Origin of the sequence: Staphylococcus sp. CWZ226 (genome assembly GCF_018986355.1) — a bacterium.
GTDB lineage: Bacteria > Bacillota > Bacilli > Staphylococcales > Staphylococcaceae > Staphylococcus > Staphylococcus simulans.
Genome location: NZ_JAHMSB010000002.1, coordinates 70,467 through 96,035, shown reverse-complemented (window position 1 = coordinate 96,035; position 25,569 = coordinate 70,467). Strand labels below are relative to the sequence as shown.

The 25,569-nt window shown below is 37.3% G+C and carries 26 protein-coding genes; 1 reads left to right on the top strand and 25 read right to left on the bottom strand.

The genetic code is table 11. From position 1 onward, the window contains the following. Positions 1-9 precede the first annotated feature (9 nt). The 22 genes from nreB to KRR19_RS02005 all read right to left on the bottom strand — a co-directional run bounded on the left by nreB (position 10) and on the right by KRR19_RS02005 (position 22,457). Positions 10-1,059: a sensor histidine kinase gene (nreB, locus tag KRR19_RS02110; protein ID WP_207021210.1), complete on the bottom strand. Its 1,050-nt coding sequence runs from the start codon at positions 1,057-1,059 to the stop codon at positions 10-12. Continuing rightward, a complete protein-coding gene (gene nreA, locus KRR19_RS02105) occupies positions 1,046-1,501 on the bottom strand; it encodes a nitrate respiration regulation accessory nitrate sensor NreA (RefSeq protein ID WP_002479728.1) in 456 nt (151 codons plus the stop codon). The genes nreB and nreA overlap by 14 nt, the downstream gene beginning before the upstream one ends. Positions 1,502-1,512: 11 nt before the next feature. After that, a complete protein-coding gene (gene narI / locus KRR19_RS02100; protein WP_002479729.1) occupies positions 1,513-2,199 on the bottom strand; it encodes a respiratory nitrate reductase subunit gamma in 687 nt (228 codons plus the stop codon). Continuing rightward, entirely contained in the window at positions 2,192-2,767 is a 576-nt protein-coding gene (locus KRR19_RS02095; RefSeq protein WP_002479730.1) for a nitrate reductase molybdenum cofactor assembly chaperone, read from the bottom strand. Before KRR19_RS02095 ends, narI begins: the two co-directional genes overlap by 8 nt. Beyond that, positions 2,760-4,328 (bottom strand): nitrate reductase subunit beta, encoded by a 1,569-nt coding sequence (gene narH, locus KRR19_RS02090; protein ID WP_002479731.1) that lies wholly within the window; start codon positions 4,326-4,328, stop codon positions 2,760-2,762. The genes KRR19_RS02095 and narH overlap by 8 nt, the downstream gene beginning before the upstream one ends. Then, positions 4,318-7,992 carry a nitrate reductase subunit alpha gene (locus KRR19_RS02085; RefSeq protein ID WP_207021211.1) on the bottom strand — a complete coding sequence of 1,225 codons (3,675 nt, stop codon included), beginning with the start codon at positions 7,990-7,992 and terminating at the stop codon, positions 4,318-4,320. The genes narH and KRR19_RS02085 overlap by 11 nt, the downstream gene beginning before the upstream one ends. A gap of 219 nt (positions 7,993-8,211) precedes the next feature. Beyond that, positions 8,212-9,165: a uroporphyrinogen-III C-methyltransferase gene (gene cobA, locus KRR19_RS02080; protein WP_023015067.1), complete on the bottom strand. Its 954-nt coding sequence runs from the start codon at positions 9,163-9,165 to the stop codon at positions 8,212-8,214. Beyond that, positions 9,156-9,470 (bottom strand): nitrite reductase small subunit NirD, encoded by a 315-nt coding sequence (gene nirD / locus KRR19_RS02075; protein ID WP_002479734.1) that lies wholly within the window; start codon positions 9,468-9,470, stop codon positions 9,156-9,158. The genes cobA and nirD overlap by 10 nt, the downstream gene beginning before the upstream one ends. A 2-nt stretch (positions 9,471-9,472) precedes the next feature. Then, complete coding sequence (gene nirB, locus KRR19_RS02070) at positions 9,473-11,878, bottom strand: nitrite reductase large subunit NirB (protein WP_105976042.1); 2,406 nt, start codon at positions 11,876-11,878, stop codon at positions 9,473-9,475. A 2-nt stretch (positions 11,879-11,880) separates the two neighbouring features. Beyond that, positions 11,881-12,336 carry a precorrin-2 dehydrogenase/sirohydrochlorin ferrochelatase family protein gene (locus tag KRR19_RS02065; RefSeq protein WP_002479736.1) on the bottom strand — a complete coding sequence of 152 codons (456 nt, stop codon included), beginning with the start codon at positions 12,334-12,336 and terminating at the stop codon, positions 11,881-11,883. Between the two features lies 1 nt (position 12,337). Beyond that, positions 12,338-13,054 carry a sirohydrochlorin chelatase gene (locus tag KRR19_RS02060; RefSeq protein ID WP_002479737.1) on the bottom strand — a complete coding sequence of 239 codons (717 nt, stop codon included), beginning with the start codon at positions 13,052-13,054 and terminating at the stop codon, positions 12,338-12,340. A 190-nt stretch (positions 13,055-13,244) separates the two neighbouring features. Next, the gene (locus KRR19_RS02055; RefSeq protein ID WP_002479738.1) at positions 13,245-14,075 is read right to left on the bottom strand and encodes a formate/nitrite transporter family protein; all 831 of its coding nucleotides are present in this window, start codon (positions 14,073-14,075) and stop codon (positions 13,245-13,247) included. A gap of 216 nt (positions 14,076-14,291) precedes the next feature. Next, positions 14,292-14,483, bottom strand: coding sequence for a hypothetical protein (locus KRR19_RS02050; RefSeq protein ID WP_002479739.1), 192 nt, complete (start codon positions 14,481-14,483; stop codon positions 14,292-14,294). Positions 14,484-14,573: 90 nt separating this feature from the next. After that, complete coding sequence (locus KRR19_RS02045) at positions 14,574-15,044, bottom strand: SRPBCC family protein (RefSeq protein WP_060803604.1); 471 nt, start codon at positions 15,042-15,044, stop codon at positions 14,574-14,576. Positions 15,045-15,187: 143 nt separating this feature from the next. Continuing rightward, complete coding sequence (locus KRR19_RS02040; RefSeq protein WP_156666767.1) at positions 15,188-15,703, bottom strand: YceI family protein; 516 nt, start codon at positions 15,701-15,703, stop codon at positions 15,188-15,190. 169 nt (positions 15,704-15,872) lie between these two features. After that, complete coding sequence (locus KRR19_RS02035) at positions 15,873-16,775, bottom strand: CobW family GTP-binding protein (RefSeq protein WP_156666766.1); 903 nt, start codon at positions 16,773-16,775, stop codon at positions 15,873-15,875. 31 nt (positions 16,776-16,806) lie between these two features. Continuing rightward, positions 16,807-18,138 carry a nucleoside recognition domain-containing protein gene (locus KRR19_RS02030; RefSeq protein WP_023015072.1) on the bottom strand — a complete coding sequence of 444 codons (1,332 nt, stop codon included), beginning with the start codon at positions 18,136-18,138 and terminating at the stop codon, positions 16,807-16,809. After that, positions 18,132-19,250, bottom strand: coding sequence for an NAD(P)/FAD-dependent oxidoreductase (locus KRR19_RS02025; protein WP_216733413.1), 1,119 nt, complete (start codon positions 19,248-19,250; stop codon positions 18,132-18,134). The genes KRR19_RS02030 and KRR19_RS02025 overlap by 7 nt, the downstream gene beginning before the upstream one ends. A gap of 184 nt (positions 19,251-19,434) precedes the next feature. Then, the gene (locus tag KRR19_RS02020; RefSeq protein WP_031262467.1) at positions 19,435-20,034 is read right to left on the bottom strand and encodes a DsbA family protein; all 600 of its coding nucleotides are present in this window, start codon (positions 20,032-20,034) and stop codon (positions 19,435-19,437) included. A gap of 194 nt (positions 20,035-20,228) precedes the next feature. Then, entirely contained in the window at positions 20,229-20,960 is a 732-nt protein-coding gene (locus tag KRR19_RS02015) for an amino acid ABC transporter ATP-binding protein (protein ID WP_002479746.1), read from the bottom strand. After that, positions 20,957-21,691, bottom strand: coding sequence for an amino acid ABC transporter permease (locus KRR19_RS02010; RefSeq protein ID WP_023015074.1), 735 nt, complete (start codon positions 21,689-21,691; stop codon positions 20,957-20,959). The genes KRR19_RS02015 and KRR19_RS02010 overlap by 4 nt, the downstream gene beginning before the upstream one ends. Then, a complete protein-coding gene (locus tag KRR19_RS02005; protein ID WP_002479748.1) occupies positions 21,675-22,457 on the bottom strand; it encodes an amino acid ABC transporter substrate-binding protein in 783 nt (260 codons plus the stop codon). The genes KRR19_RS02010 and KRR19_RS02005 overlap by 17 nt, the downstream gene beginning before the upstream one ends. A 217-nt stretch (positions 22,458-22,674) precedes the next feature. On the opposite strand from KRR19_RS02005, the gene KRR19_RS02000 reads away from it, so the two are divergent. Next, positions 22,675-22,782 carry a putative metal homeostasis protein gene (locus tag KRR19_RS02000; RefSeq protein ID WP_002479749.1) on the top strand — a complete coding sequence of 36 codons (108 nt, stop codon included), beginning with the start codon at positions 22,675-22,677 and terminating at the stop codon, positions 22,780-22,782. A gap of 316 nt (positions 22,783-23,098) precedes the next feature. On the opposite strand, the gene KRR19_RS01995 is transcribed toward KRR19_RS02000, so the two are convergent. From KRR19_RS01995 to KRR19_RS01985, 3 genes are all read right to left on the bottom strand, one after another. Beyond that, positions 23,099-23,785 (bottom strand): 2,3-diphosphoglycerate-dependent phosphoglycerate mutase, encoded by a 687-nt coding sequence (locus tag KRR19_RS01995; protein ID WP_002479750.1) that lies wholly within the window; start codon positions 23,783-23,785, stop codon positions 23,099-23,101. 236 nt (positions 23,786-24,021) lie between these two features. After that, positions 24,022-24,918, bottom strand: coding sequence for a cation diffusion facilitator family transporter (locus tag KRR19_RS01990; RefSeq protein WP_002479752.1), 897 nt, complete (start codon positions 24,916-24,918; stop codon positions 24,022-24,024). A 205-nt stretch (positions 24,919-25,123) separates the two neighbouring features. Next, positions 25,124-25,504, bottom strand: coding sequence for a GtrA family protein (locus tag KRR19_RS01985; protein WP_002479753.1), 381 nt, complete (start codon positions 25,502-25,504; stop codon positions 25,124-25,126). Positions 25,505-25,569: the final 65 nt, after the last annotated feature.

Below are 25,569 nucleotides of genomic sequence, written 5' to 3'. Positions count from 1 at the left end.
TCAAGTCTCCTATCGTTTATCAGTTATTGGAACTTCTAACGTCACTATTGTACCACGTCCCACTTGTGAATCAATATTAACCGAACCATTGACTAATTCAGCACGTTCATTCATGCCGAATAATCCTAGGCCGGTTCCTTTGGCTTTATCACCTATATTGAATCCTGTACCGTGATCGCTCACTTCAGCGATAATGGACGCTTCTCCTAAGTGTAAGGAAACGTAAACTGTGTCTACTTGTGCATATTTCAGCGCATTGAATAACGCTTCTTGTACCACACGATAAACTACCGTTTCGATTTCGCTGTCAAAACGTTGTGCCGAAAAATCAGTATGATACGCAATATGCACACCATAGTTCTTTTTGAACTGTTTAAAGTAAGAGCGGAAAGCAGCGTCTAGTCCTAAGTCATCTAATGAAGATGGGCGCAGCTCTACAGATAAATTACGGACATCATCGATTAAACGTGACATAATGCCTTCAATACGCTTAGAATTATCAACCATTTCATCTTTATCTTGTTGATACTTCAATAAACGTAATTCAACGTCTACATTAATCAATTCTTGGACAATACCATCATGTAATTCTCTGGAAATCCGCTTACGTTCATTTTCTTGTGCTGAAATTGTTTTTTGCATCATCAAACGCTGATAACGTTTATCTTGTCGTTCAATCTGAGGAGAAACATTGTGTAGTGTAAATGCATAGATTTCATTGGCTGTATCGATGATTTCGTATGAAGCAGTGTATGGTTCAATTTTATTGTCTCGTGTGCGCATAAAGACTTGGAAGCTGCCTTTGCCGATTTCTAACGCTTCTAAGAAACAGTTTTCACATGACATAATATCAAACTCATTTGAATAACCTTCGCATCTTCTGCAAATCGCATTCGTCATTTGACTATAGTCATTTTCTTCAGAAAAGACCTCTTCCGCCGCTTCATTCAACGCGATCACTTGACCTTCCTTATTTAAAAACACCATTTTTTCATTGGTATTTAAATAATACTTGGTCAATAATTCTTGTAATTTTTCACGGTTATCAATTGATTTCATCTCTAAAACTCCCTAACCTGTGATTAATGCGAATCTCTTCACTGCCTTCAGGCAATGGACGCCCATTACGTTGACCTAGCAACAATGCGCCATACACACGATTATCATGCCATAAAGGAATGGCAACCATTGCTGTCAGTGATTCACTTAAAACAATCGGATAACTGAGCTTGTCGTTTGGACTCAGCACAGTATTGACATCATCGATAATCATTCTAGAGCCAGTTCGGATAACAAGACCAGCCAACCCCTTGCCAGGGCGCAAGACAATCAGCTGATAGCGGTTATTGAGATTGCCTGACGCATGTCTCCATTTGATGACTGCACTATGTGAGTCATCTTCAGGCAAAGCAATCGCCGCAAAATCAAACTGTTCTTCTTCTCTGATTTCTTCCAAAGCAGCTTGATAGTTAAAGTAACCCGTCGCAACTACACTATTCAAATTGTCTCCTCCTATCTATGTTTGACTTTGTTTCTGCGGTAAATAATGTAACTTCTGCTCGCATAAGTCAATGGTACACTCCACACATGAACCAATCTTGTGAATGGCCATAACGCAAAGATACCAAAACCAAGTAATACATGAAGTTTAAATGACCATGGCACATCTGTCATTAAATTTGCATCTGGTCCAAATGTGAATAATTGTCTGAACCATACAGAAATTGATGATCTATAATCAAAATCTGGCATAACCGCATTTGTTACTAACGTTGCATAGCACCCCATAAATACAAGAATCAACAAGAAAAAGTTTACAACCATATCTGATGCAGAACTAAGATGTCTGATATTCTTAACTGATACACGGCGTGACGTTAATAAAAACATTCCAATTAATGTTATTATACCAAAAATACTACCGATATATACAGCCCCGAAATGGTACATCTCATGGCTGACTCCCATTGCGCTGATCCATGATGGCGGGATTACTAAACCCACAAAGTGTCCGATTGCTACCGGGATAATCCCTAAGTGGAATAATAAACTGCCCCATTTCAAACGTTTCTTTTCAATAAATTCACTGGACTTTGCTGTCCAAGAGAATTGGTCATATCTAAAGCGGGCAATATGACCGAGAATAAAAATAGCGATACATAAATATGGGTATATGACCCACAAAAATTGATTAAGCATGCGGTGTCACCTCTTCACTTGGTTGTAAACATAATTTGAGTGTTTCTCTTAAGCCTTTAATTAAAGGTGCATACGGACTATCCATTTCTCTTAATTGATTCAGCATCGCAAATGTTCCATCTTCAATTACCATAATAATGAATTCGATATTGCCTTCTGCACGATCATCGTTTTGCCATTGTGCAGCGTATAAGAATTCAAGCATTAACGGTAAGAAGTCTGAAAGTTCATTATCGACCATATCGAGTCCGAACATTTCATAGAGTACTTTGAGTTTCGCTAACATTTGTCCGCGTTCTTTCTGCGTATCAAATTTATTGTAAGTCATATACAGCGGTGCTTCTTTATTAAAATCAAATGTATCTGTATACAGTTGTTTAATTTCAGTCAACGGATAACTTAGAATACGTTCACGATATTCCACCATCTCAGCATATGCTGGATGGTGACTATCGAAAACATCTTCAAATGTCTTAGGATGGAAAGTTAACTTTTCTGGAAAGTTCAATTGTTGCGCAAAATAACCGATTGACTCTTGATATTTATAAAAGTTATTCAGGTTAATCACGGAAAATCCCTCCATAGAAGCTTTCGTTATAAGCTTCTTGTCCAGTTTGTCCCGGTTTCATTGCTACTGGTGCGCCACAGCCGTCACAACCGCTTCCGCCGATTGTGTTATCGCTGAATTCATAACCTTGACTGCCTTGTGCAGCGTAAGTGTCCATATATTGTTCTTTGTGAGATGTTGGGATTACGAAACGATCTTCATATTTCGCAATCGCTAATAGACGATACATATCTTTAGTTTGACGTTCTGTTAAACCAAGACGGTCTAAACGATCTAAATCGAAGTCTTTACCTGTCACTTGTGCACGCATGTAACTTCTCATCATTGCCATACGTTGCAACGCTTCTTTAACTGCTTTTGTATCACCAGCAGTCAATAAGCTTGCAAGGTATTCAATCGGTAAACGCATTTCTTCAATTGCAGGGAAGATTGCATCTGGGTTCTTGATTGAATCTTTACCTTCGAAGTAGTTCATGATTGGGCTTAATGGTGGGCAATACCAAACCATTGGTAATGTACGGTATTCAGGGTGTAATGGGAAAGCTAGTTTGTACTCGATTGCCAATTTATAAACTGGTGAGTTTTGTGCAGCTTCGATCCATTCCATTGATACGCCGTCTTTTAACGCTTGTTCAATAACTTCTTCATCATATGGATTTAAGAATAAATCACATTGTTTTTCGTATAAATCTTGTTCATTTTCAGTTGATGCAACTTCATGTACACGGTCAGCGTCATACAGTAATACACCTAAATAACGCATACGGCCAGTACAAGTTTCTGAACATACTGTTGGTAAACCAGCTTCAACACGTGGGAAACAGAAAGTACATTTTTCAGCTTTGTTAGTTTTCCAGTTGAAGTAAACTTTTTTGTATGGGCATCCTGTCATACAGTAACGCCATCCACGACAAGCTTCTTGGTCAACAAGCACGATACCATCTTCGTCACGTTTGTACATTGCACCTGATGGACATGATGCTACACAGCTTGGGTTTAAGCAGTGTTCACATAAACGTGGTAAATACATCATGAATGTTTGGTCAAAGTCGAATTGGATTTTTTCTTCAATACGTTGGATGTTCGGATCTTCTGGCCCAGTTACGTGTCCGCCTGCTAAGTCATCTTCCCAGTTAGGACCCCAATGTAAATCCATTTTGTCACCAGAAATGACTGAGTGTGCAGTCGCAACTGGAGAATGTTTGCCTGCTTTTGCAGTTGTCAGATGTTCGTAGTTGTAAGTCCAAGGCTCGTAGTAATCTTTAATGACTGGCATATCTGGGTTGTAGAAGATTTTACCGAAAGCAATCTTAGACCAGCGGCTGCCCGCTTTAAGGTCTAATTTGCCTTTCTTGTTCAGTGTCCATCCACCTTTATATTTCTCTTGGTCTTCCCAGCGTTTCGGATAACCGACACCTGGTTTCGTTTCTACGTTATTAAACCAAATATATTCTGCACCCGGACGGTTTGTCCAAGTGTTCTTACAAGTGACACTACATGTGTGACACCCGATACATTTGTCTAAGTTCAATACCATGGCTACTTGTGCTTTAATCTTCAAGCCAATCTACCTCCTTCATCTTTCTCACTGCTACATAAACATCTCTTTGGTTACCAATTGGACCATAATAGTTAAAGCTATAGCTGATTTGGGCATAGCCCCCAACTACTTGCGTAGGTTTCAAGTGAATACGAGTCGGTGCATTATGTGAACCGCCGCGCATTCCTGTAATTTCAGAACCCGGTGTTTGGATATGTTTATCTTGTGCGTGGTACATAAACATTGTTCCTTTCGGCATTCTGTGTGATGTAACGGCTCTTGCTGTAACAACACCGTTACGGTTATATACTTCTAACCAATCGTTATCGTTAATATCGTGTGCTTCTGCATCTTCTTTAGAAATCCAAACAACCGGACCACCACGGAATAACGTCAACATGTGTTGGTTATCTTGGTATGTTGAGTGAATATTCCATTTACCATGCGGTGTTAAATATCTTAAGACTAAGTTATCTTGACCGCCTATGACTTTCTTATCTTTTGTACCGAAGACCATCGGTGGTAATGTCGGTTTATAAACCGGTAAGCTTTCACCGAATTGCTGGAAGATTTCATGATCTAAATAGTAACTTTGACGTCCAGTCAATGTTCTGAACGGTACTAAACGTTCAATGTTTGTTGTGAATGGTGAATAACGTTTCTTACCTTTATTTGAACCAGAGAATACTGCAGTCGGAATTACTTCACGTGGTTGTGATGTAATGTTTAAGAATGTAATCTTTTCAGCACTGCGGTCACTGGAAATATCTGTTAAAGGCATACCTGTTTTATCTTCTAAGTCTTTATATGACGCTTGAGATAATTCACCGTTTGTTGCTGATGAAATATTTAAGATGACATCTGCTGCACGTCTTGCTGTATCAATACGTGGCAAGCCGTTTTTCACTGTATCGTCATTCCATGTACCAACGATATCTTTAGCTTCTTCGTATTGTTTTTTAACTGGGAAGCTGACACCGTGCGCACCTAACTTCGCATTTTCTAGTAAAGGTCCGACAGAAATGAATTTGTCATAGATTTCTGTATAGTTACGGTCTACAACTGAGAAGCCAGGCATTGTTTTACCAGGAATCGCTTCAACTTCGCCTTTTGTCCAGTCTTTAACTTTACCGTAAGGTGTCGCAATCTCTTGTTTAGAGTCATGCGCTAATGGTGAAGTCACCACATCTTTGAATGTACCTGGCATATGCACTTTCGCTAAATCAGAGAATGTCTTACTTAATGATTTGAAGATATCCCAGTCTGAACGTGATTCCCATAATGGGTCAATCGCTGGATTGAATGGGTGAACGAATGGGTGCATATCTGTTGATGATAAGTCGTGTTTTTCATACCAAGTTGCAGCTGGTAAGACGATATCTGCTTTTAATGGTGTTGAAGTCATACGGAAATCTAATGCGACAATCAAGTCTAATTTACCTTGTACTTCATCACGCCAAATCATTTCTTCAGGTTTATCTGTTTCGTTTGCTTCAGCAAGTAATCCAGAACTTGTTCCTAACATATGTTTCATGAAGTACTCTTGTCCTTTTGCTGAACTTGATAATAAGTTTGAACGCCAGATAAATAATGATTTCGGATGGTTCTTACGTAAATCCGGATCTTCAATCGCAAATTTCGTTTCGCGATTTTTTACAGAGTCAACAGCACGTTTTAAAATTGCTTCGTTGTTGAACTCTCCAGCATCCCTTGCTTCTTCACCGAACTTCAAGCTGTTTGTATCGAACTGCGGATAAGACGGTAACCATCCTAAACGTGCAGCTGTTACGTTATAGTCAGCTGGATGTTGGTGTTTAATATTTTCTGCTAATGGTGATGCTAATTTATCGACACCAGACTCTTCATATTTCCATTGGTCTGTTGTGAAGTAGAACCAGCTTGTACCATTTTGTAAACGTGGCGGGCCTTGCCAGTCTTTCGCGAAGGCAATTGTGCTCCAGCCTTCAATCGGACGACATTTTTCTTGTCCTACATAGTGTGCCCAGCCGCCGCCGTTTACACCTTGACAACCGCACAGCATAACTAAGTTTAAGACTGCACGATAAATTGTGTCTGAGTTGAACCAGTGGTTGATACCTGCACCCATGATAATCATTGAGCGGCCACCTGTATCAATTGCGTTTTGGGCAAACTCTTCAGCAACTTGAGTGACTACTTTTTGTTTCACACCTGTTACTTTTTCTTGCCATGCTGGTGTGTATTCTGTATCCGCATCGTCATAACCTTTTGCTTCTAATTCATGTCCGAAACGACGTACACCGTATTGACTTGTCATTAAATCGAAAACAGTCGCCACATATGTTGTTTCGCCGTTTGCTAATGTTACTTTACGTGCTGCAATCGGACGTTCGAAAATGCTGTTGCCAGCGTTATCGAAGTAAGGGAATTTCATAATTTTAATTTCGTGTTCATCGTCAGCTACTGTTAACGCTGGATCGATTTTAGAACCATCTTCATTTTCAAGTTTCAAGTTCCATTGCTTGCCTTCTTCCCAACGTTGACCCATTGTGCCGTTAGGTACGATAATTTGACTTGATTCTTTATCAAATACAACAGGTTTCCATTCGTTGTTTTCAGATTCCATACCTAAGTCGCTTGCACGTAAGAAACGACCTGCTTTGAAGCCATCTTCATGTTTATCGAACATGATTAAGAATGGCATATCTGTATATTGTTTAGCGTAGTTAACGAACATTTCAGAAGGTTCATCTACGTAATATTTTTGCAAGATAACGTGTGTCATACCTTGTGCAATCGCTGCGTCTGAACCAGGGTTTGGTGCTAACCAGTTGTCAGCGAATTTCACGTTTTCAGCATAGTCAGGTGCAACTGAAACCACTTTTGTTCCTTTATAACGAACTTCTGTCATAAAGTGAGCATCTGGTGTACGTGTTAACGGTACGTTTGAACCCCACATAATGATGTAGCTTGAGTTGTACCAGTCACTTGATTCAGGTACGTCTGTTTGTTCACCCCAGATTTGCGGTGACGCTGGTGGTAAATCGGCATACCAATCATAGAAACTTAACATTTCTCCACCTAATAGGTTGATGAAACGTGCACCTGATGCATAACTGATCATTGACATCGCTGGAATCGGTGTGAAGCCTGCGATACGGTCAGGACCGTCTTTTTTGATTGTGTAAAGAAGTTGTGCTGCAATCAGTTGTAAAACATCTTTCCATGCGACACGGATGTGTCCACCTTTACCACGTGCACTTTTATAAATATCTGCTTTTTCTTTGTCTTCAACGATAGAAGCCCAAGCTTTAATCATATTACCTTCATTTTCTTCTAATGCTGTTGTCCAAAGTTCCCATAATTTCCCTCTGATGTATGGGTAGCGTACGCGAAGCGGGCTGTATTCATACCAAGAGAATGAAGCACCACGAGGACATCCACGCGGTTCGAATTCCGGCATGTCTGGACCGCAGCTTGGGTAGTCGATTTGTTGGTTCTCCCAAGTAATGACACCGTTTTTGACGAATACTTTCCAAGAACATGAACCTGTACAGTTCACCCCATGAGTTGTTCTGACTACTTTATCGTGACTCCAACGTTCACGATACATTTTTTCCCATTCTCTACTTTTATCTTGTAAAACAGACCAATTACCATTAAATTTTTCAGTCGGCTTAAAGAAGTTTAATCCAAATTTTGCCATCTCTAACATCCTCTCATCTCAATTACTTTGCTCACTAGGCTGTTAACTTCGTAAATACTGTTTACTATTTTTTCAACTTACTCTTATTGTACGATTTCTATTATGTAAGATGTATTAGGGATTCACCTATAACCTAGAGGGGATTCCCTATGTTTTTGAACAACACAAAAAAGCAGCACCCTCTTAGTAAGTGGCACTGCTTATACTTAAGATATTTTTCTATGCTTTCACAATTTCTGTAATGTCATCCATCTGCATAAAGCGGTAGATTAAATCTAATTGACTTTGATGATAAGTGTCTCCGCTATTCGGATCAATCATGGCCCAACCGCCAGCATCATAAATTTCAAATGCTTTTTCAATAGCCGCTTCTCTCTCACCTGTAACGATACATTGTTTACCGAAATACTCAGGCAAGTGATCAGACTCAATATATGTGGCACCTTCTGTTAAGCCCATCGCATCTCCGACTAGTAAAATACCTGGTGCATCTTCAGGTGCAGTATCTCGTACATCTTCTTCAATCGTAGACAGATGTCCACGAATAATCACTTGATTCGCATAAGAAACGTTGAAAATGGCACAAATCGGGTAGTCTTTGCCGACTTGTCGATAAATTTGTTCAATAATCTTATGAAGACGCTTGATACCCATGTAAATAGCTAAAGTTCCGCCATCAATCAATGAAGCAATATCAATTTCTTCTTCTTTTGAATCTTTAAAGCTTCCAGTTGTGAATGTCACACTCTTAGAGACGTTACGACTTGTTAAACCAATACCTAAAACAGCTGATGCTGCACTGGCTGTCGTTATCCCCGGAACAATTTCACAAGGAATATCATGTGCTTTTAAAGTTTCCACTTCTTCTTGTACACGCCCAAAAATCGCAGGGTCGCCTCCCTTTAGACGAACGACCCTTTGATGTTTGTATGCTGAATCTACAATGATGTCATTGATTTCACCTTGTTGAATATGTCGGCTGTACGGCTTTTTACCTACATCGACAATTTCAATACCAGGAGGTGCGAGTTGCAAGATAAAGGGATTAACTAATCGATCGTAAAGGACAATATCCGCAGTACGGATTAAATGTTCTGCTTTACGTGTCAATAAATTAGGATTCCCTGGCCCAGCACCGACCAAGTACACATGCCCGGTCGTGCTTACAGCCATAAATACACATCTCCATCTTCAACTTCTACTGTATAGACCTCAACGCAACCTTCATCAGGGTCTTGGACAAGACCCGTTTTTAGGTCGATTTGAGAGTCGTGAAGCGGACAGAATACAGTATGACCTGCTACTGTCCCTTCAGATAATGGTCCTTGTTTATGCGGACACACATTATTAATCGCATGAATTGTACCGTCTTCTGTTAAGAACAATCCAATTTGTTTATCTTTCACAATGACTTTTTTACCGATTAAGGGTGTTAAGTCATCTAACGCCGCTACTTTAATTTTTTCTAACGTATGCATACTTACACCTTCTCTACTTCAAAGATTTTTTGATCTTCGCGATCATTTACAATTTCAGACCATGGCTCTTGTTCAACTGCACGTTTTGCTTCCATGATACGTTCATATAATGCATCTTGGTTTTCAGGGTTTAAGACATATTCTTTAACCACATCGAAGCCCATTCTTTCTAACCAAGGTGCTGTACGTTCAGTATAAATACCTGTTTCACGGTAATACTGCATGTACGCGCCGCATAGTTTGATTACATCATCTTCAGTTTCTACTGTAGTTAAGAATTGACCTTTCACAACTTCAGTACCGCCGTTTCCGCCGACATAGATTTGGAATCCATTTTCTACACCGATAACACCGAAGTCTTTTACGCCTGATTCTACACAGCTTCTTGGACAACCAGATACACCCATTTTGAATTTGTGCGGTGTATCGATATATTCGAATGTTTTCTCTAAGCGGATACCAAGACGTGTTGTATATTGTGTACCGAAACGACAGAATTCTTTACCAACACAGCTCTTAACAGAACGTGTTTTCTTCGCGTATGCTGATGCTGAACGCATGCCTAAATCTTTCCATACTTTCGGTAAGTCTTCTTTCTTAATGCCATATAAGCCAATACGTTGTGAACCTGTTACTTTAACTAGAGGTACATCATATTTCTTCGCAACTTCACCTAAACGGATTAATTGATCAGGGTTAGTCACACCACCACGCATTTGTGGGATAACTGAGAATGTACCGTCATTTTGGATGTTTGCGTGGTAACGTTCGTTTGCGAAACGAGATGCTTTTTCATCTTCGTGTTCATTTGGATAAATCATATTTAAGTAGTAGTTGACTGCTGGACGGCACTTAGGACAACCGCCTTCAGTTTTCCATCCAAGCACATTACGTACTTCTTTAGATGTTTTCAGACCTTTAGCACGGATTTGAGTCACGATTTGATCACGTGTTAAATCTGTACACTCACAAATACCAGCAGGTCTTGATGCGACAAACGCGCCGCCTAATGTATGTTCTAATAATTCACCGATTTGCGGTTTACATTTACCACAAGAGTTACCTGCTTTTGTAGCTTTAGTCACTTCCGCAACAGATGTTAAACCTTCTTCTACAATCGCATTGACGATTGTACCTTTAGTTACACCATTACAGCCACAGATTGTTTCTTCATTATCCATGTCCGCAACAGATAAACCTTCTTCTTCGCCAGCTTTGCTTAATAATGAAACTAATGTGTAGTCTTCGATAGATTCACGTTTTTTCATCATATTGAAGAAACGTGTACCATCATCTGTATCACCGTATAATACCGCACCTACAACACGTTCACCTTTTAAGAAGATTTTTTTATAGATATGATCTTGACTGTTGTAGATTTCAACACCTTCAACTTCTTCATCTTCTTGAATTTGACCCGCACTGTATAAGTCACAGCCTGATACTTTCAATGATGTGAATGTTGTTGAACCTTTATAGCCGTCTGTATCACGGTCAGTTAAGTAGTCAGCTAATACTTTACCTTGTTCATATAAAGGAGCGACTAAACCATAAACTTTGCCGTTATGTTGCGCACATTCACCTACTGCGTAAATGTTTTCATCACTTGTACGCATGAAGTCATCCACAACAATACCGCGTTCTACATCTAGACCAGAGTCTTTCGCTTCTTGAACGAATGGACGAATACCAACAGCCATAACAACTAAGTCAGCTGGTAATTCTCTGCCGTCTGCTAAACGGATACCTTCAACGTCGTTTTCACCTAGAATTTCTTTTGTATTCGCACCTAATTCAAAGCGCATGCCTTGTTTTTCTAAGTCTTCACGTAACATTTCACCTGCTTGACGGTCTAACTGCATTTCCATTAACCATTCAGCTAAGTGAACAACAGTAACGTTCATACCTTGGTCAAGTAAACCTCTTGCACATTCCAAACCAAGCAAGCCGCCACCGATAACGATTGCTTCTTTTTTCGTTTGCGCAATTTCAATCATACGTTCTGTGTCTTCAATCGTACGCCATCCGATTACACTTGGTAATTCATGACCTGGAATCGGTAAGACAAACGCATTTGAACCTGTCGCAAAGATACAAATATCATATGGAATCTCTTGTCCTGATTCAGTTTCCACTAATTTTTGTTCACGATTAACGCGTGTTGCACGTTCTCCTGTAATAAGTGAAATGTTATTTTCCTCATACCATGAGTAAGGGTTCATGATTGTTTCATCAACCGACATTTTCTTTTGTAAAATGTTTGATAACATAATGCGGTTATAGTTTGGATAAGGTTCTTTCCCTATAATTGTGATTTCATATTTATCTTTGTCTCTCTCTAAAATCTCTTCAATTGTTCTGACGCCGGCCATACCGTTACCGATCATGACTAACTTAGTTTTTGGCATCCTTATTCCCTCCCGTATTCTTCAGCTAAAAATTGTTGAATCGCTTGTGCCACATGTTTCGCTTTTTTATAATCTCCGCCATTTGAACGGACACTGATGGATAAATCTTCAAACTCAAATTCTTTCATATTAAAAAAGTCAGATCGTTCTTTATCCCCTGTATGGTTAACCAACTGTGTCGGTTTAGTATCTTTCTTGATCTGATCGTTGATTTCTGGTGAGTCTGTTGCGATAATCACGACATCTGCGTTTTCAATATCTTCCTTCGCATAGTCTTTTGTGATTAATTTCATATTGGGGTAAGACTCTTCAAAAAATTCTGGCAAAAAAGATTTGGAAATAACTGTAACATCTCCGCAATTGGCTTTTGCCAGTTGTTTAAACTTACGGTATCCGATTCTGCCTCCGCCGACTAATACTGCATGTTTCTTTGACAAATCCAGTTGTATAGGATACATATCAAACCGCCTCTTTCTGATTCAATCTATCAATTAACATCTCATCTAACTCCGGTTCAAAATTCAACGCTGAAGCGATTGTAATATTGGATTCTCCTTTTATTTTCTCGATTTTTTTCTTAATCTTATTGACCAAGAAACCATCATAAAAGAAAATTGGAATCACATAGATTTGGTCATAATCCTCTTTTATTTCAGGGAGTAACCCCTCAAATTGTTTATCCCCATAAAACATCATGGTGTAGACCGGTAAATCTGTAGTGATTCGTGTCGCAATATCATCGATTTCAGCATCAGGCTCTGTCACAATCGGACTGCCGTGCCCAATCAAAACAATTGCGGAACCAGGTGTATGTGCATCTGGCCATGCTTCGATACGTTGATTGATCCATTTAGTTAAACTTGGATGGTCGCAAAGGGGCTGACGTATTTCATACGTAATACTTGGAAACATCAGTTGCATCTGACGCATCACTTCAGGCAAATCTTGTAAGTAATGTCTGCCAGAAAATAATAAAAGCGGCACAATCACAAAGGAAGTTTCACCCTCCCATAAATGTTTACGTATTACCTGAGGTAATGAAAGTTCATCACTCTCGATAAACGCAACATCAAATGTGCCTTCTATTTGTTGTGCAACACTGTCAAGCTCCTCCATCAATAATTGATTTTGTTTGCCACGTCTCATTCCATGCATAACGACAATGGTTTGTGTCATATGCATTTCCCCCCTTTAATTGCATTGTACCTTAAATTTTGAATTAATGTGAATGCATTCACATAATTAATATAAAAATAGGGAATCCCCTTAGCTCTATCTTGAGGGGATTCCCTGACGTATTCAACTATTTATATGTGAAAACATAAAAAATTAAAAAACATTACATCATCTGCTGCATATTCTTTTATTATTTTTGTTGATCTAAGTAGTGATTACGTTTTCCGTTAAAGAATGCATAAAGCAGACCTACGAAAATACCGCCGCCGATATAGTTTCCGATAAATGCGAAAACAATATTTTTTAAGACATCTAACCAAGCTAATGCGCCGATATTGTAGAACATCATACCTGAGAATAAGTTAGCGTTGTAAACAACGTGTTCATAGCCCATGAATACGAAGACTACAACACCACATGCGATAAAGAAGCCTTTTGATAAGCCGTCTTTAAACTGCATAGATACGTAAATACCGATATTGATAAAGAAGTTTGCGAAGATGGCTTTCACTAAAATACCATCCCAAGTGCCAAGGATTGTTTTCTTATCGACAATACCTGTCAACGCTTTAACCATTTCTGGAGTCATAACGCTTGTGAATTTCATTAAACCGAATAACACAAAGCCTCCGACAATGTTTCCTAGGAAACATACGAAAAACAGCCATAAGATTTTACCGATTGGTACTGATTTATAATACGCACCAGCAGTCATATACATAAAGTTACTCGTCAAAAGTTCTGAATTCGTTAATACAATTAATACTAAGGCTAAACTGAATGAAACAGCTCCGATAAAGTTGATTGTTCCTTCATTTAAACCAGTGTGTTGTGTTTTCATCGCAAGCATAAATACTGCCACAATTGATAATAAGAAACCTGACATCATAGATTTTAAAAAGTAACGTGCAGGGGTTTTGCTTAACATTACTGATTTCATTTGTGATGAACTGACTACGCTATCCATCGTTTCGCGTGAAGTATATGTATCTTCAACCGTTTTATGATTTTGCATAACCATAAAAAACTTTCCCTCCCATAATCTAATCAAGATGTATCTAGTATATTATTAATTTAAGCCGATGCCTACCCTTTATTTAAATTTTCCTATATCTAATATTTAAATAATCTGTTCAGACCAATCAATTTTAAAATTATGTAAATGTTTCTTTGAAATTATGGGAAATTAGAAAAGAAAAAATACTGGAACAAAAACGCTCCAGTATTTCCATATCAATTATTTAGCTTGTTTTTGTGTTTTACGTTTAACCATCCATTTTAAGCCAGCTGAGAAGATACCACAGCCTGCGATTGTTCTTAATGTCCATTTCAATCCGCTATTTGAAACGCATTTTGATGGGAAAATTAAGGATGGAAGTAATGTACTGATAACGTAAAGAATCACAACTTTTACGTAACGCTCGTTCATTCATCTCACCTCTTTTGTGTTAACAATTATAGTTTAGCACTTTCAAATGAGATTGAATATCACTTAGCGCAGAAATCGGGGAATCCCCTATCACTGTTTCAGGAGTTCTTCTAACTGATCCAATGTACTCTCCATACCTTGTTCGACACCCATTTCCATCAGTTGTTTCGCTGCTTCTTCTGAAGGCATCACTGACACAGAACGTACTTCTGTCTGATGAGTTCCTTGTGATGTTAAATAGATTTCCACACGCATACCATGCATCTTTGTATCCACATGACCTTTTTCATCTGCGAAATAATCACGATAAATAATTTTGTGTGGAGCTTCTATCATTTCATAGTGTTGTACAGTATAACTTTGAGCGTCTGGCATCGTTATTTTAAAGAAATTCTTTCCACCTGCTTTTGGATTAAATTCAAAGACTTGTATCTCCCCGCCTTTAGGAAAGAACCATTGTTCAAATTTTTCTTTTGTAGTATAAGCATTGAATACCTGTTGTATCGGCGCATCAAATGTACGCTTGCCGATAATTTCATTACCTTCTCTTGTGACTGTCACATTTACACTTCCTTTAATGTTGATTTGAATGTCTTGATAATCCTTTCCCAAATAACAGGCATATCATACCATTTCAAAAGCAAAAAATGCGCATAAAAAACTGGAATACAGCATTCCGCCATATTCCAGTGAGTAGGAAAAGATTAGTCTTCTACGATAAATTCTACGTCAGCTTCGAATTTAACGTCTTTACCGATTAATACGCCGCCAGTTTCTAATGTTTGGTTGAATGTCATACCGTATTTTTCACGGTCAACTTTACCTGAAACTGTGAATCCAGCTACGTTAGTATCGTTTAATGGGTTTTTACTTACGCCTTCAAAGTCAACATCGAAAGTTTCTTCATGTGTTTCGCCTTTGATTGTTAAGTCTCCTGTTACTTTGTCTTCAGAAGCTTCTTTGATTACGAATTTGATTTCTGGGTGCTCATCCGCTGCGAAGAAATCATTTGTGCGTAAGTGGTCGTCTCTGTCTTCTTGGTTAGTGTTGATTGATTTTACATCGATTGTTGCTTCACCTTTAAGTGTGCTGAAATCGTTTAAATCACCTGATAGTTCTACGTTAAATTGATCGAATGCACCTTTCACTTTAGAAACCATTAAGTGTTTCACTTGGAAAGCTACAGATGAATGTGCTGCGTCAAAAGTAAATTTAGTCATAAAACAAACCTCCAATTTTTATTTGTATACTTAGTATACCACATATATTTAATATATCAACAGTTTTGTCTAAATATTTTGTTCTATTTTTCGCCTACCCGATTTCTATTAAGATATCCTTAACTTTAAAATAAAAAAACACGCTATTCGATGTGAATAGCGTGACGTTTTAAAACTGTGGCACTTTGATTTTATCTAATTGATTGCCGATAACTACAAGATATTGTTCTGTCTGATTTTGTAAATCTATCGGTTCTATTTCCAATTGACCTTCAGCATATTGTACTAATTGTAATTGAGGATGTTCTGCAAGTTGTATAAAGCCTTTTGCGCGATATGTCGATTGAGGTAAAGTTTCAAACCATTTAACTAAATCTTCAAGTTTAACCGAATGTTTAAACGCAAAATAACGATGACCGATACCAGAATGTGCATGACCTAAGTCACAAGCTTGAGGTATAGTTTCTGCTTTAACTTGTACTTCATTAGAAAAGACTGTGCTCGTTTCAAATTGACCAAAACTGCCGACAGATATTTCTGCATCTTGATTAAGAATCGTTAAATCAGAAAGGATAGGGGCAATATCTTCAGGCTCACATCGATCGATTTTGTTGATAAAGAGATGTGAGCAATACGACAATTGATCATAATACAGCTTTTGCATATCGCCTGGATAACTTTCAACACGTTGATATAATGTCGCATCTACTACACCGATCACACTGCGGATAGTAGAAATAGGTGCAAGCACAGGCGTCAAACAGGCATCTATCACTGACTGTGTATGCGCAATACCGCTACATTCCACAAAAACTACATCTGGCTGATAATCTAAATAAATCTGATGTAATTGTATTGATACATCTGCTTTCATCGCACAACAGATACAGCCTTCAATAATTTCGTCCATCGGTACTGAACCTTCAACCAGTTGACTGTCGACACTGGCTTGACCGAAATCATTCATAATCACAGCAGGTTGCAACTCTTGTTGAAGTGCAGCTTTAATTAAATGATTTAAAGTGGTTGTCTTACCGCCGCCTAGAAATCCGCCAATAATAATAATATCCATGTAATTGCCTCTTTCCATTTAAAGATAGAAATTAAATTAAAACACCTGCTAATAAAGCAATGGCTAATGTTAAAACGATTGATGTGACCATTTGTTTACCAATAATCGCTCCGCCTTGTTTTAAACCTAAATGTTTCGCCATCATTGAAACAGTCACCATACATGATGAAAATGTAGAACTGAAGAAAACTAAAACCAATAAACTGGCTGGTGATAATGATTGTAAAACTGCACCATTACCAAAATTAAATAACAACATACCGTCTTTTCGTATCATTGAGAATAAGATCCCTGGTGCCATACTATCTGGAATATGAAGTAAGTAAAGTAATGGCGTGAAGATTGTAGAAATCACCGTTAAAATTGGTGTCAAAGCTAATAAGCTCACAACAATACAGATACCAATAAAGATCGGTAATGCCTGCATCAGGAACATCTCAATCGTACCCCAAATTTGTTTCAGCAAGGGTTTTAGACTCGGCCACTTCAATTGATTGCGATAAACCGGTGGTGTTACATGAAAACTATTTTGTTTACGATACCATAATTTATTATGCAGAATACCCCCTGCAAAGACGAGCAATAAATAAGGCGCAAACAACCATGAATGTTGGGCAGCGCTAAAGATAGATAGTGTCGCACCAATTTGATAACTGCACGATGAACCAAAACTGATAATACTCATACAGCTTGTTTTAGTACAAGCGCTACATTGACTATTTGCTTGTGTAATAGCTGCCGCATTACAACCAAAACCTTCTAAAACCGGAATAATATCTTGACCATCCAACCCTACTTTACGCATCGTGGGTTCAATCGACCACACCACAAACTGTTTTAATTGTGTTTGATCAATCACCGCAGTGGAAATTCCAATCATTACGACCACAGGCAATGCCCATACTAAGGAATAAATACCTAATGACAACACACCGTAATCACCGTACAGTACTTGGTTCAACCATTGAAATGATGTGTGCGCATGCGTGGTCATCATTTCTATCCAATGGGAAACATATTGATTTTGAAGCCAATCCGAAAAGTGATACGCCAAATAAATCGGTAAAGCAAACATAAGGAAGATAATCAACCAACCTAGTAAAGTATCATGGAACTTTGGATGATGTTGACGACTAGCTTCTACATACGCTTTTAATTTCTGTATATCGTATTGTGTTTGCGTACTATCTGAAACGACCGCTTGATATGGTGAAGCGTGAATATGTTCCTTCGTAATAAACTGGCGCAGCAAAAATTGCTGCGCAGTTGTTAAATGTTTGAAGCCGATCAACTTCAACTGATGTGTGCCATCTGGTATATCAGTGGTTTGCCCGTTTGCTAAGTTGAATTTAACTTCTAGCATGAGCAGTCCACTTCACAGCAGCTGTAGTCATCTAAATACATATTATTGTTTTTATAAACTTCAACCGCTTCCTCATTAATTTCTAATGCTTCTCTTTCTAACACTGTTGTCGCAAGCACCGCAAAACGTGCACGGAATTTATAGATATAACATAAAATCGCATCCGCATGACGTACAGTTGGGCCGATTAAGAAGACATTTGGATAGCGTGTTGATTCATCATTATCTGTTAACTCAATGTCACCATCTTGTGTACTGAATAGTTGTTGGACTAATGGATTCGTTGTCGCATCAAAACCAGTTGCTAAAATCGGTTCATTTTTTGATGTTGCTTGCTTACCATTATTAAACTGGATCACATATTTACGGTCTACATCAGAAAATGAAATTTTAGATGCAGTGTAACCCACATTCAATTCAATCATAGCGCCTTGTTGGACTGCTTTACGTAAGCGTTGATGCGTATATGGTGATAAACGAATACTTGGATCAGCATGTTCATCTTCTAAACCTGTTGAATGCGTATAGATAGAAACTTGCTTTCCTTGTTCAGCCATACAAATCGCCGCATCAAAGGCACTTTCATTACCGCCGATAATGATATATTCATCACCCGGCATTTTCGTAAAGTCTTCTACTTCGCTATAATGCTGACCATACTTAAATGGTTTACGCGCAAATGAGAAATCTCCTGTCGCTACAAAGATATATTCACTTGTGATTAAACCTTGATTTGTTTCAATTTCATAATGTCCGTCGACAAACTCAACTTTTTCAACGGCAGTATCTTCTTGTATCGGAAGTTCATAGTGTTGGGCTACTGTTTGTAAGTAATCTGCGTACGTTTCACCTGAAACGTGTTCTTCATTAAATGTATAAGCTGGAGAAGTTTCAGTAGACACGGCATTAATGTCCGGCATACCAAAACCATTTGTTGTGAATGAAGGGGTAATTGTTCTTGTAGACTTCGGCCAATTTAAGAAAGATTGTCCGACCTTACCTTTATCAATCACAATTATATCATTATCATCTAAACCTATTTGTTGGAACGCAATTGCCATGCCGACACCTGCTGCACCTGCACCTATAATTGCTACACGGTAATGTTGCATTATTTATTACTTCCTTTCCTTATCTCTCTATCAATCTCTATATAAACTTAAATCGTAATCGTTACGTTTTATATCAAAGTATTTTATCACTTACACATACTAAAGACAAGAATAGGAAATCAGATTAAATATAAAAAAGACAGTTTGCATCGTGACGCCTCACCACACAAACTGTCTTTTGAACTTATTCTTCTAGTAATTTTTTATAGTCTTTAAATTGATAGGGGTCTTTTACAATCTGTCCATCAATATAAACTACTGGTACTGTGTCTATCTTTTTTTCTTTCGCTAACGCTTTATCTTTTTCAGCTGCTTTATATGACTTGCTGTCTTTGGTTTTATAATCTTTTTTAATCTCTTCTTTTGTTTGTTTTGAGATATTGAGTTCATCAATCAGACCATCTAGTAATTTTTCATTAATCCATGGTTTTTTATGATCTTTTGTTTCAGGTTGTTCTGTATAGATTTTTTGTTGGAAATTTAAATATTGTTTCGGCGCATAAATTTTAACCGCATGTCCGGCACGTGAACCGATAATTGAATCCTTACCTAAGAAAGCCACATTAACCATTTGATAATCAGCTTTACCTTTATCGATATAATCTTTCTTCAGTGTCGGCATGATATGGTCTTCTACTTTCTTGCAGTAAGGACATTTATAGTCCGCGAATTCTACAATTTTAATTTTATCGCCTTTACCTGCTAAATCAGGATCTTTTTGAGAACAGCCTTGAACAATGACTGCCAAAATAACAGTACTAATAAATAATAACCATTTTTTCATTTCATTTACGCCTCGATTCATGAGTTTAACTTCTTTGATGCGAATCGACTTCTTGTCTTATATTTTTTCTACTCACTCTATTTTTATACTCACAAACCTCATCATACACCTGAAAGCATCACCTTTCTAGTTTGAAACGACTTAAATAAAAATAAAAAGCCTTCGATTATGAATTAACCGAAGACTTCCTATTATTATTGTTCTTGAATTACATTTAAGAAGCGTTGTAATGCTTCTGTTTTAGGATGTTCAAACAACTCAGATGGAGGACCTTGTTCACCAATCTGACCTTCATTGATAAAGACAGTTTTATCTGAGACTTCCTTCGCAAATCTCATTTCATGCGTGACGATAACCATCGTCATACCTTCTTGAGCAAGTTCTTTGATAACACGTAAGACTTCAACCACTAACTCTGGATCCAGTGCTGAAGTAGGTTCATCAAACAACATCACTTTAGGGTTCATCGCTAAAGCTCTCGCAATCGCCACACGTTGTTGTTGACCACCAGATAAAGCAATAGGATACTGATCTTTCACATGCGTCAAACCTACTTTTTCTAGTAAGTGTTCAGCACGGGCTTTCGCTTCACTTTTAGCCATTTTCTTTACGACAATCAAGCCTTCCATGACATTTTCAACTGCTGTTTTATGGGGGAATAAATTATAGTTTTGGAATACCATGCCAGATTGTTTACGTACACGAATTTGTGATTTCTTATCCTCATTCGTATAAGTTTCACCATTTACAAAGACTTGACCTTCTGTCGGTAATTCGAGCGCATTCATCATACGTAATAAAGTTGTCTTTCCTGAACCAGAACGTCCGATTAATGTTACAACTTCACCTTCAGCGACTTCTAAGTCGACACCTTTAATCACTGTTTTATCTCCAAATGCCTTTTTGATTCCTTTTAATTCAATCATGCGCGATACCCTCTTTCTAAGTAAGCTTCATAGTATGACTGAATCACTGAGATAATAAAACATACTACCCAGTACATTAAAGCAACCAGAATATAAATTGTTAAATATTCATAAGTTGTTGATGCAACTTCTTGTGCTTTTCTGAACATTTCAGCTACTAAGATAAACCCAACTAATGATGTATCTTTCAATAAATTTAAGAAAGTATTACCTAATGACGGTACCGACACTCTGATTGCTTGAGGCAAAATAATACGTCTGATTGTTTGACTGTAATTCATACCAATTGAATATGCCGCTTCTGTCTGACCTTTCGGAATAGACATAATACCACCACGAATTATCTCAGATGCATAAGCACCTACGTTTAAAGATAATCCTATAATCGCAGCCACAACTGAAGGCAGTGTCCACTGGGTATCTGGATTATTCGTAATCAATCTGCCAAGTTCCGGCAAACCATAGAAAATGATAAAGAGTTGTACAATCATCGGTGTGCCTCGAATAATTGAAACATAAACACGTGCAATACTACGCAATATCTTACTTGTAGAAATACGCATTAAAGCTGTAAACAATGCGATAAGTAAACCTAATACAAACGTTACCAGCGTAATGGGAATAGAATATTTTAATAAACCGCCAAGCATCGGCAAGAATGCTTGTTGTGCTGCGTCCCATGCGTGTTGCTGCTGGTCATTTAGCACAATCGCATTAAGGTTTAGAAACATCTTGACCAAACCATTTCTTACCTATTTTAGCTAACTCACCATTTTTCTCTAATTTATCTAAAGCTTTGTTAACTTCTTTGATTGTTTTGTCATCTGTTTTCTTAGAGAACGTGAATGCTGTTTTACTTTTTTCTGCATTGCCTTCAATCACTTTAATTTTCGCATTAGGTTTTTGCTTAATATAGTCTAAGTAAGATAAATTATCGTTAAATGTACCGTCTGCACGATGAGACTGAATCAAATCTACAGATTGGTTAAAACCATCTACTTTTACTAATTCAGCACCTTTTTTCTTCGCTAACTCACCGAAGTTAGATGTAAATGTTTGTGCCATTTTCTTACCTTTGACATCATCAAAACTTTTGATGTCTGTATTATCTTTGTTCACAACCAAAACACCTTTAGAGAATGTGTATGGTTTCGAGAATTTATATTTTTGTTCTCTTTCTTTATTAATACCGACTTGGTTTGCGATCACATCAAAACGACCTGAATCTAGTCCAGCAAACATTGAGTCCCATTGTGTTTCTTTAAACTTAACTTTATAACCCATTTCTTTCGCTACTGCTTTAGTAACATCAATATCATAGCCAGTCAGCTTACCTTCTTTATCATGGAAAGTAAAAGGTGCATATGTACCTTCTGTCCCAACTACAAATGTTTTATCATCTTTATCTGATGACTTTTTATCATTTGAACCATTGCCACATGCTGCAAGTGCCACCGCAATAACTAGTGTGAATACTGCTAACAAAATTTTCTTCATAACATTTCTCCTTTTATCCTTATCAATCTAATCGGAATACTTAATATTTTAAGTCAAGTCATAACTTCCGTCAATACAAATTACTCAGACTTAACCGATTTAAAATGTGACGATATTGAGAACGTTTCTCAATTAATTTTATAAATCGTAATCATTACTATTTACAAATATGTATTTATCATGCATAATAGGAAATACGATTAGGAGGCGAAAGAAAATGAAACAAGATTTAGCAACAGCAAGACGTAATTTAAGTAGCCCGAATATCAAAACGCGTAAACGTGCGTTAAAGATTATCAAGGCACATAAACGTAATAATAAATAACGTTTTCCATATACTTTGCAAATGATCCTTTAACATTAATTTTCACAGATTTTATGTCCAAGACGTTTTTCACAAACACTTATTTGTGCTCTACCCATTAAGCACACCTCTGCAGCTGGATATAAACAGTATTTCAAAAAACATTCCCTTAACTTTTTATTCCTAGACAATTAATAGTTGTAGTCTATTAAACGCGATTGGTCATTTGCAAAATTATAGCCTGAGCACCCTACTTCCAAGGTTGCTCAGGCTTTTTACATATATGAAAAAAACAGCGGTAAAATAACCGCTGCCCTTTCATGATTCATCTATTGCTTTATAAATATCTTTTAGAAACAAAGTTCAAGTTGTCATCTAATTCATAGATTAAAGGTGAACCTGTTTTAATTTCATAACCTACGATATCTTCATCAGATACCCCTTCAATATGTTTGATTAACGCACGTAATGAGTTACCGTGTGCTGAAACTAATACTGTTTTACCAGTTAAAAGTTCAGGCGCAATTTGATCATCCCAATAAGGAATAACGCGTGTTAATGTATCTTTTAAACTTTCTGAAGTCGGTACAACACGTGCATCTAAATCACTGTATTTACGATCAGCTAAATCTGCTTCACGTTGTTCTGCTGTAGCTTCTGGGGGTGCGATGTCATAAGAACGACGCCAAATATGCACTTGTTCTTCACCGAATTCTTGACGTGCAGCATCTTTGTTTAAACCTTGTAATCCACCGTAGTGTCTTTCATTTAATCTCCAAGTTTTATGAACTGGAATAAATAATTGATCAGAGCGTTCAAGTAAATAGTAAGTTGTTTTGATAGCTCTTTTTAATACGGATGTGAAGGCAACATCAATTTTGATTCCTTCTGCTTTTAAGCGATCACCTGAAGTCGTTGCTTCTTCTTTACCTTGGTCAGATAAATCAACATCTGTCCATCCAGTAAATAAATTTTCTGCGTTCCAAATACTTTGACCATGTCGGCATAATATTAATTGAGGCATATATACCCTTCCTTTCTTCTAAGAAAAGCGCTCAATTTGATATACATCACTTTTCATCTCATATTTTACCACTTTTTTATACAACATCTCATAATTTTTAGCTTAAAATGAAAAGATAGAAAATTTGTCACATTTTTACTCTATAAAAACAAAATGATGAACATATGTCGCTTGATGTTAAATCTCTTCAAATAAAAACAGCACCTAAGCAATGGCTTAAGTACTGTTTACCCTATTTATGAATGATGCACTTCATGAGATTCTTCTTCAGGATGATATGGTTCTGGATGTACGTAAACCGAAGATACACCTTTACTATGCATATGTGTTTCAACTCGGTCACAAATAGCATGCGCTTCTTGTAATGTTAAGTCTGGTTCTACCGCAATGGTCACATCCACGAATACACTGCTGCCGTGATAACGTCCTTTAATACTGTTGACCGCAATGACATCTGACACTTCTAACACATCTTGACGATAATTTTCTAAGTCACGTTCATTAAATCCATCACTTAATGTGAAGATTGCTTCTCTGAAAATAGAAAAGCCTGTATAAACGATTAACGCACCTAAAATCGTTGCGAGAATAATATCGACAATCGGTAAACCGAATTGTGTAAATATCAAGCCGATACCAGTTCCTAAACTGACAATACTGTCAGACATGTTGTCTACTGCCGAAGAATGGAGTGAGCGGCTTTTGGTTTGTTTTGCTAAACGGAAATTATAGTAAGACACACCAAGCATGACAAACCCACTGACAATACTGACAATAATCGTAATCGGTGTCGGTGTATGATAATCATTTAAAAACAAACGCGGGAAGTTTTGCATCATAACTTGAACCCCGACGAACATAATAATGAACGAAACAAGTAATGAAGCAATGTTTTCTGATTTTAAATGACCATAAGGATGATTACGATCAGCAGGTTTGATTGAAATTTTCAAACCGACAATAACCGCAATTGAAACTAAAATATCAGTCATATTGTTTAATGCATCGGCTCTGACTGCCGCAGAATGATACAACGTACCTACAACATATTTAACAATAGATAGTACAATATAGGTTACTAAACTTAAATACGCACCTTTTTGTGCGCGTTGTAAATTAAGTGTTTGCGACATGGAATGTCCCACCTTTTCTTTAATTCATGTTTAGTATGCGGTATTTCATAACCACTTTCAATTTTTTTATTTTTAATTATTTTTTAATTTCTTGTGCTAATTTTTTAGTTAGCCTAACCTAAATATTAATTAAAACGAAACCTTGAGTTGAGACTAAAAAAACAAGATAAGCCCTTTATTAAAATGAATCTTATCTTGCTTCGTATTAGTCTCTTAATATGTATTTAGATAATACAAATGTTACAGGAATGGTAATGATTAATCCTGCAAAAGGTGCAATCACTGATGAAATGTGAAACCATTGTACAAAGACATAGAGCAACACCGTCTGCATGCCCATATTTACAACTTGCGTTAAAGGGAATTGAATAAATTTGCGCCATGTCGGTTTGACTTTATATACAAAATAACAATTCAAATAGTACGAAATAATGAAACTGACTACAAAACCTGTAATATGGCTAACAAGATAATTGATACCTATCACTTTCAACAATAATAAATATACAATGTAATAATTGAAGGTATTAATACCGCCTACTATAATAAATTTGATAATTTCAAAATGTGTTTGTGTTAACTTCATCTATCGTGCACCATCACTTTTCTTCTAAAAATCGATAATTCAACGTTATTATAGCACTTCTAAAT

What these genes read in the sequence shown, in the direction of transcription:
- cobA (WP_023015067.1), bottom strand. Translation starts at nt 9,165, where the DNA reads ATGGCTGTAAGCACGACCGGGCATGTGTACTTGGTCGGTGCTGGGCCA.
- narI (WP_002479729.1), bottom strand. Translation starts at nt 2,199, where the DNA reads ATGCTTAATCAATTTTTGTGGGTCATATACCCATATTTATGTATCGCT.
- KRR19_RS02065 (WP_002479736.1), bottom strand. Translation starts at nt 12,336, where the DNA reads ATGTATCCTATACAACTGGATTTGTCAAAGAAACATGCAGTATTAGTC.
- KRR19_RS01995 (WP_002479750.1), bottom strand. Translation starts at nt 23,785, where the DNA reads ATGCCTCAATTAATATTATGCCGACATGGTCAAAGTATTTGGAACGCA.
- KRR19_RS02010 (WP_023015074.1), bottom strand. Translation starts at nt 21,691, where the DNA reads ATGTTTCTAAACCTTAATGCGATTGTGCTAAATGACCAGCAGCAACAC.
- KRR19_RS02060 (WP_002479737.1), bottom strand. Translation starts at nt 13,054, where the DNA reads ATGACACAAACCATTGTCGTTATGCATGGAATGAGACGTGGCAAACAA.
- KRR19_RS02030 (WP_023015072.1), bottom strand. Translation starts at nt 18,138, where the DNA reads ATGCTAGAAGTTAAATTCAACTTAGCAAACGGGCAAACCACTGATATA.
- KRR19_RS02040 (WP_156666767.1), bottom strand. Translation starts at nt 15,703, where the DNA reads ATGACTAAATTTACTTTTGACGCAGCACATTCATCTGTAGCTTTCCAA.
- KRR19_RS02085 (WP_207021211.1), bottom strand. Translation starts at nt 7,992, where the DNA reads ATGGCAAAATTTGGATTAAACTTCTTTAAGCCGACTGAAAAATTTAAT.
- KRR19_RS02015 (WP_002479746.1), bottom strand. Translation starts at nt 20,960, where the DNA reads ATGATTGAATTAAAAGGAATCAAAAAGGCATTTGGAGATAAAACAGTG.
- nirB (WP_105976042.1), bottom strand. Translation starts at nt 11,878, where the DNA reads ATGCCAAAAACTAAGTTAGTCATGATCGGTAACGGTATGGCCGGCGTC.
- KRR19_RS02020 (WP_031262467.1), bottom strand. Translation starts at nt 20,034, where the DNA reads ATGAAAAAATGGTTATTATTTATTAGTACTGTTATTTTGGCAGTCATT.
- KRR19_RS02025 (WP_216733413.1), bottom strand. Translation starts at nt 19,250, where the DNA reads ATGCAACATTACCGTGTAGCAATTATAGGTGCAGGTGCAGCAGGTGTC.
- KRR19_RS02050 (WP_002479739.1), bottom strand. Translation starts at nt 14,483, where the DNA reads ATGAACGAGCGTTACGTAAAAGTTGTGATTCTTTACGTTATCAGTACA.
- nirD (WP_002479734.1), bottom strand. Translation starts at nt 9,470, where the DNA reads ATGCATACGTTAGAAAAAATTAAAGTAGCGGCGTTAGATGACTTAACA.
- nreB (WP_207021210.1), bottom strand. Translation starts at nt 1,059, where the DNA reads ATGAAATCAATTGATAACCGTGAAAAATTACAAGAATTATTGACCAAG.
- KRR19_RS02000 (WP_002479749.1), top strand. Translation starts at nt 22,675, where the DNA reads ATGAAACAAGATTTAGCAACAGCAAGACGTAATTTAAGTAGCCCGAAT.
- KRR19_RS02055 (WP_002479738.1), bottom strand. Translation starts at nt 14,075, where the DNA reads ATGGTTATGCAAAATCATAAAACGGTTGAAGATACATATACTTCACGC.
- KRR19_RS01990 (WP_002479752.1), bottom strand. Translation starts at nt 24,918, where the DNA reads ATGTCGCAAACACTTAATTTACAACGCGCACAAAAAGGTGCGTATTTA.
- KRR19_RS01985 (WP_002479753.1), bottom strand. Translation starts at nt 25,504, where the DNA reads ATGAAGTTAACACAAACACATTTTGAAATTATCAAATTTATTATAGTA.
- KRR19_RS02005 (WP_002479748.1), bottom strand. Translation starts at nt 22,457, where the DNA reads ATGAAGAAAATTTTGTTAGCAGTATTCACACTAGTTATTGCGGTGGCA.
- KRR19_RS02035 (WP_156666766.1), bottom strand. Translation starts at nt 16,775, where the DNA reads ATGGATATTATTATTATTGGCGGATTTCTAGGCGGCGGTAAGACAACC.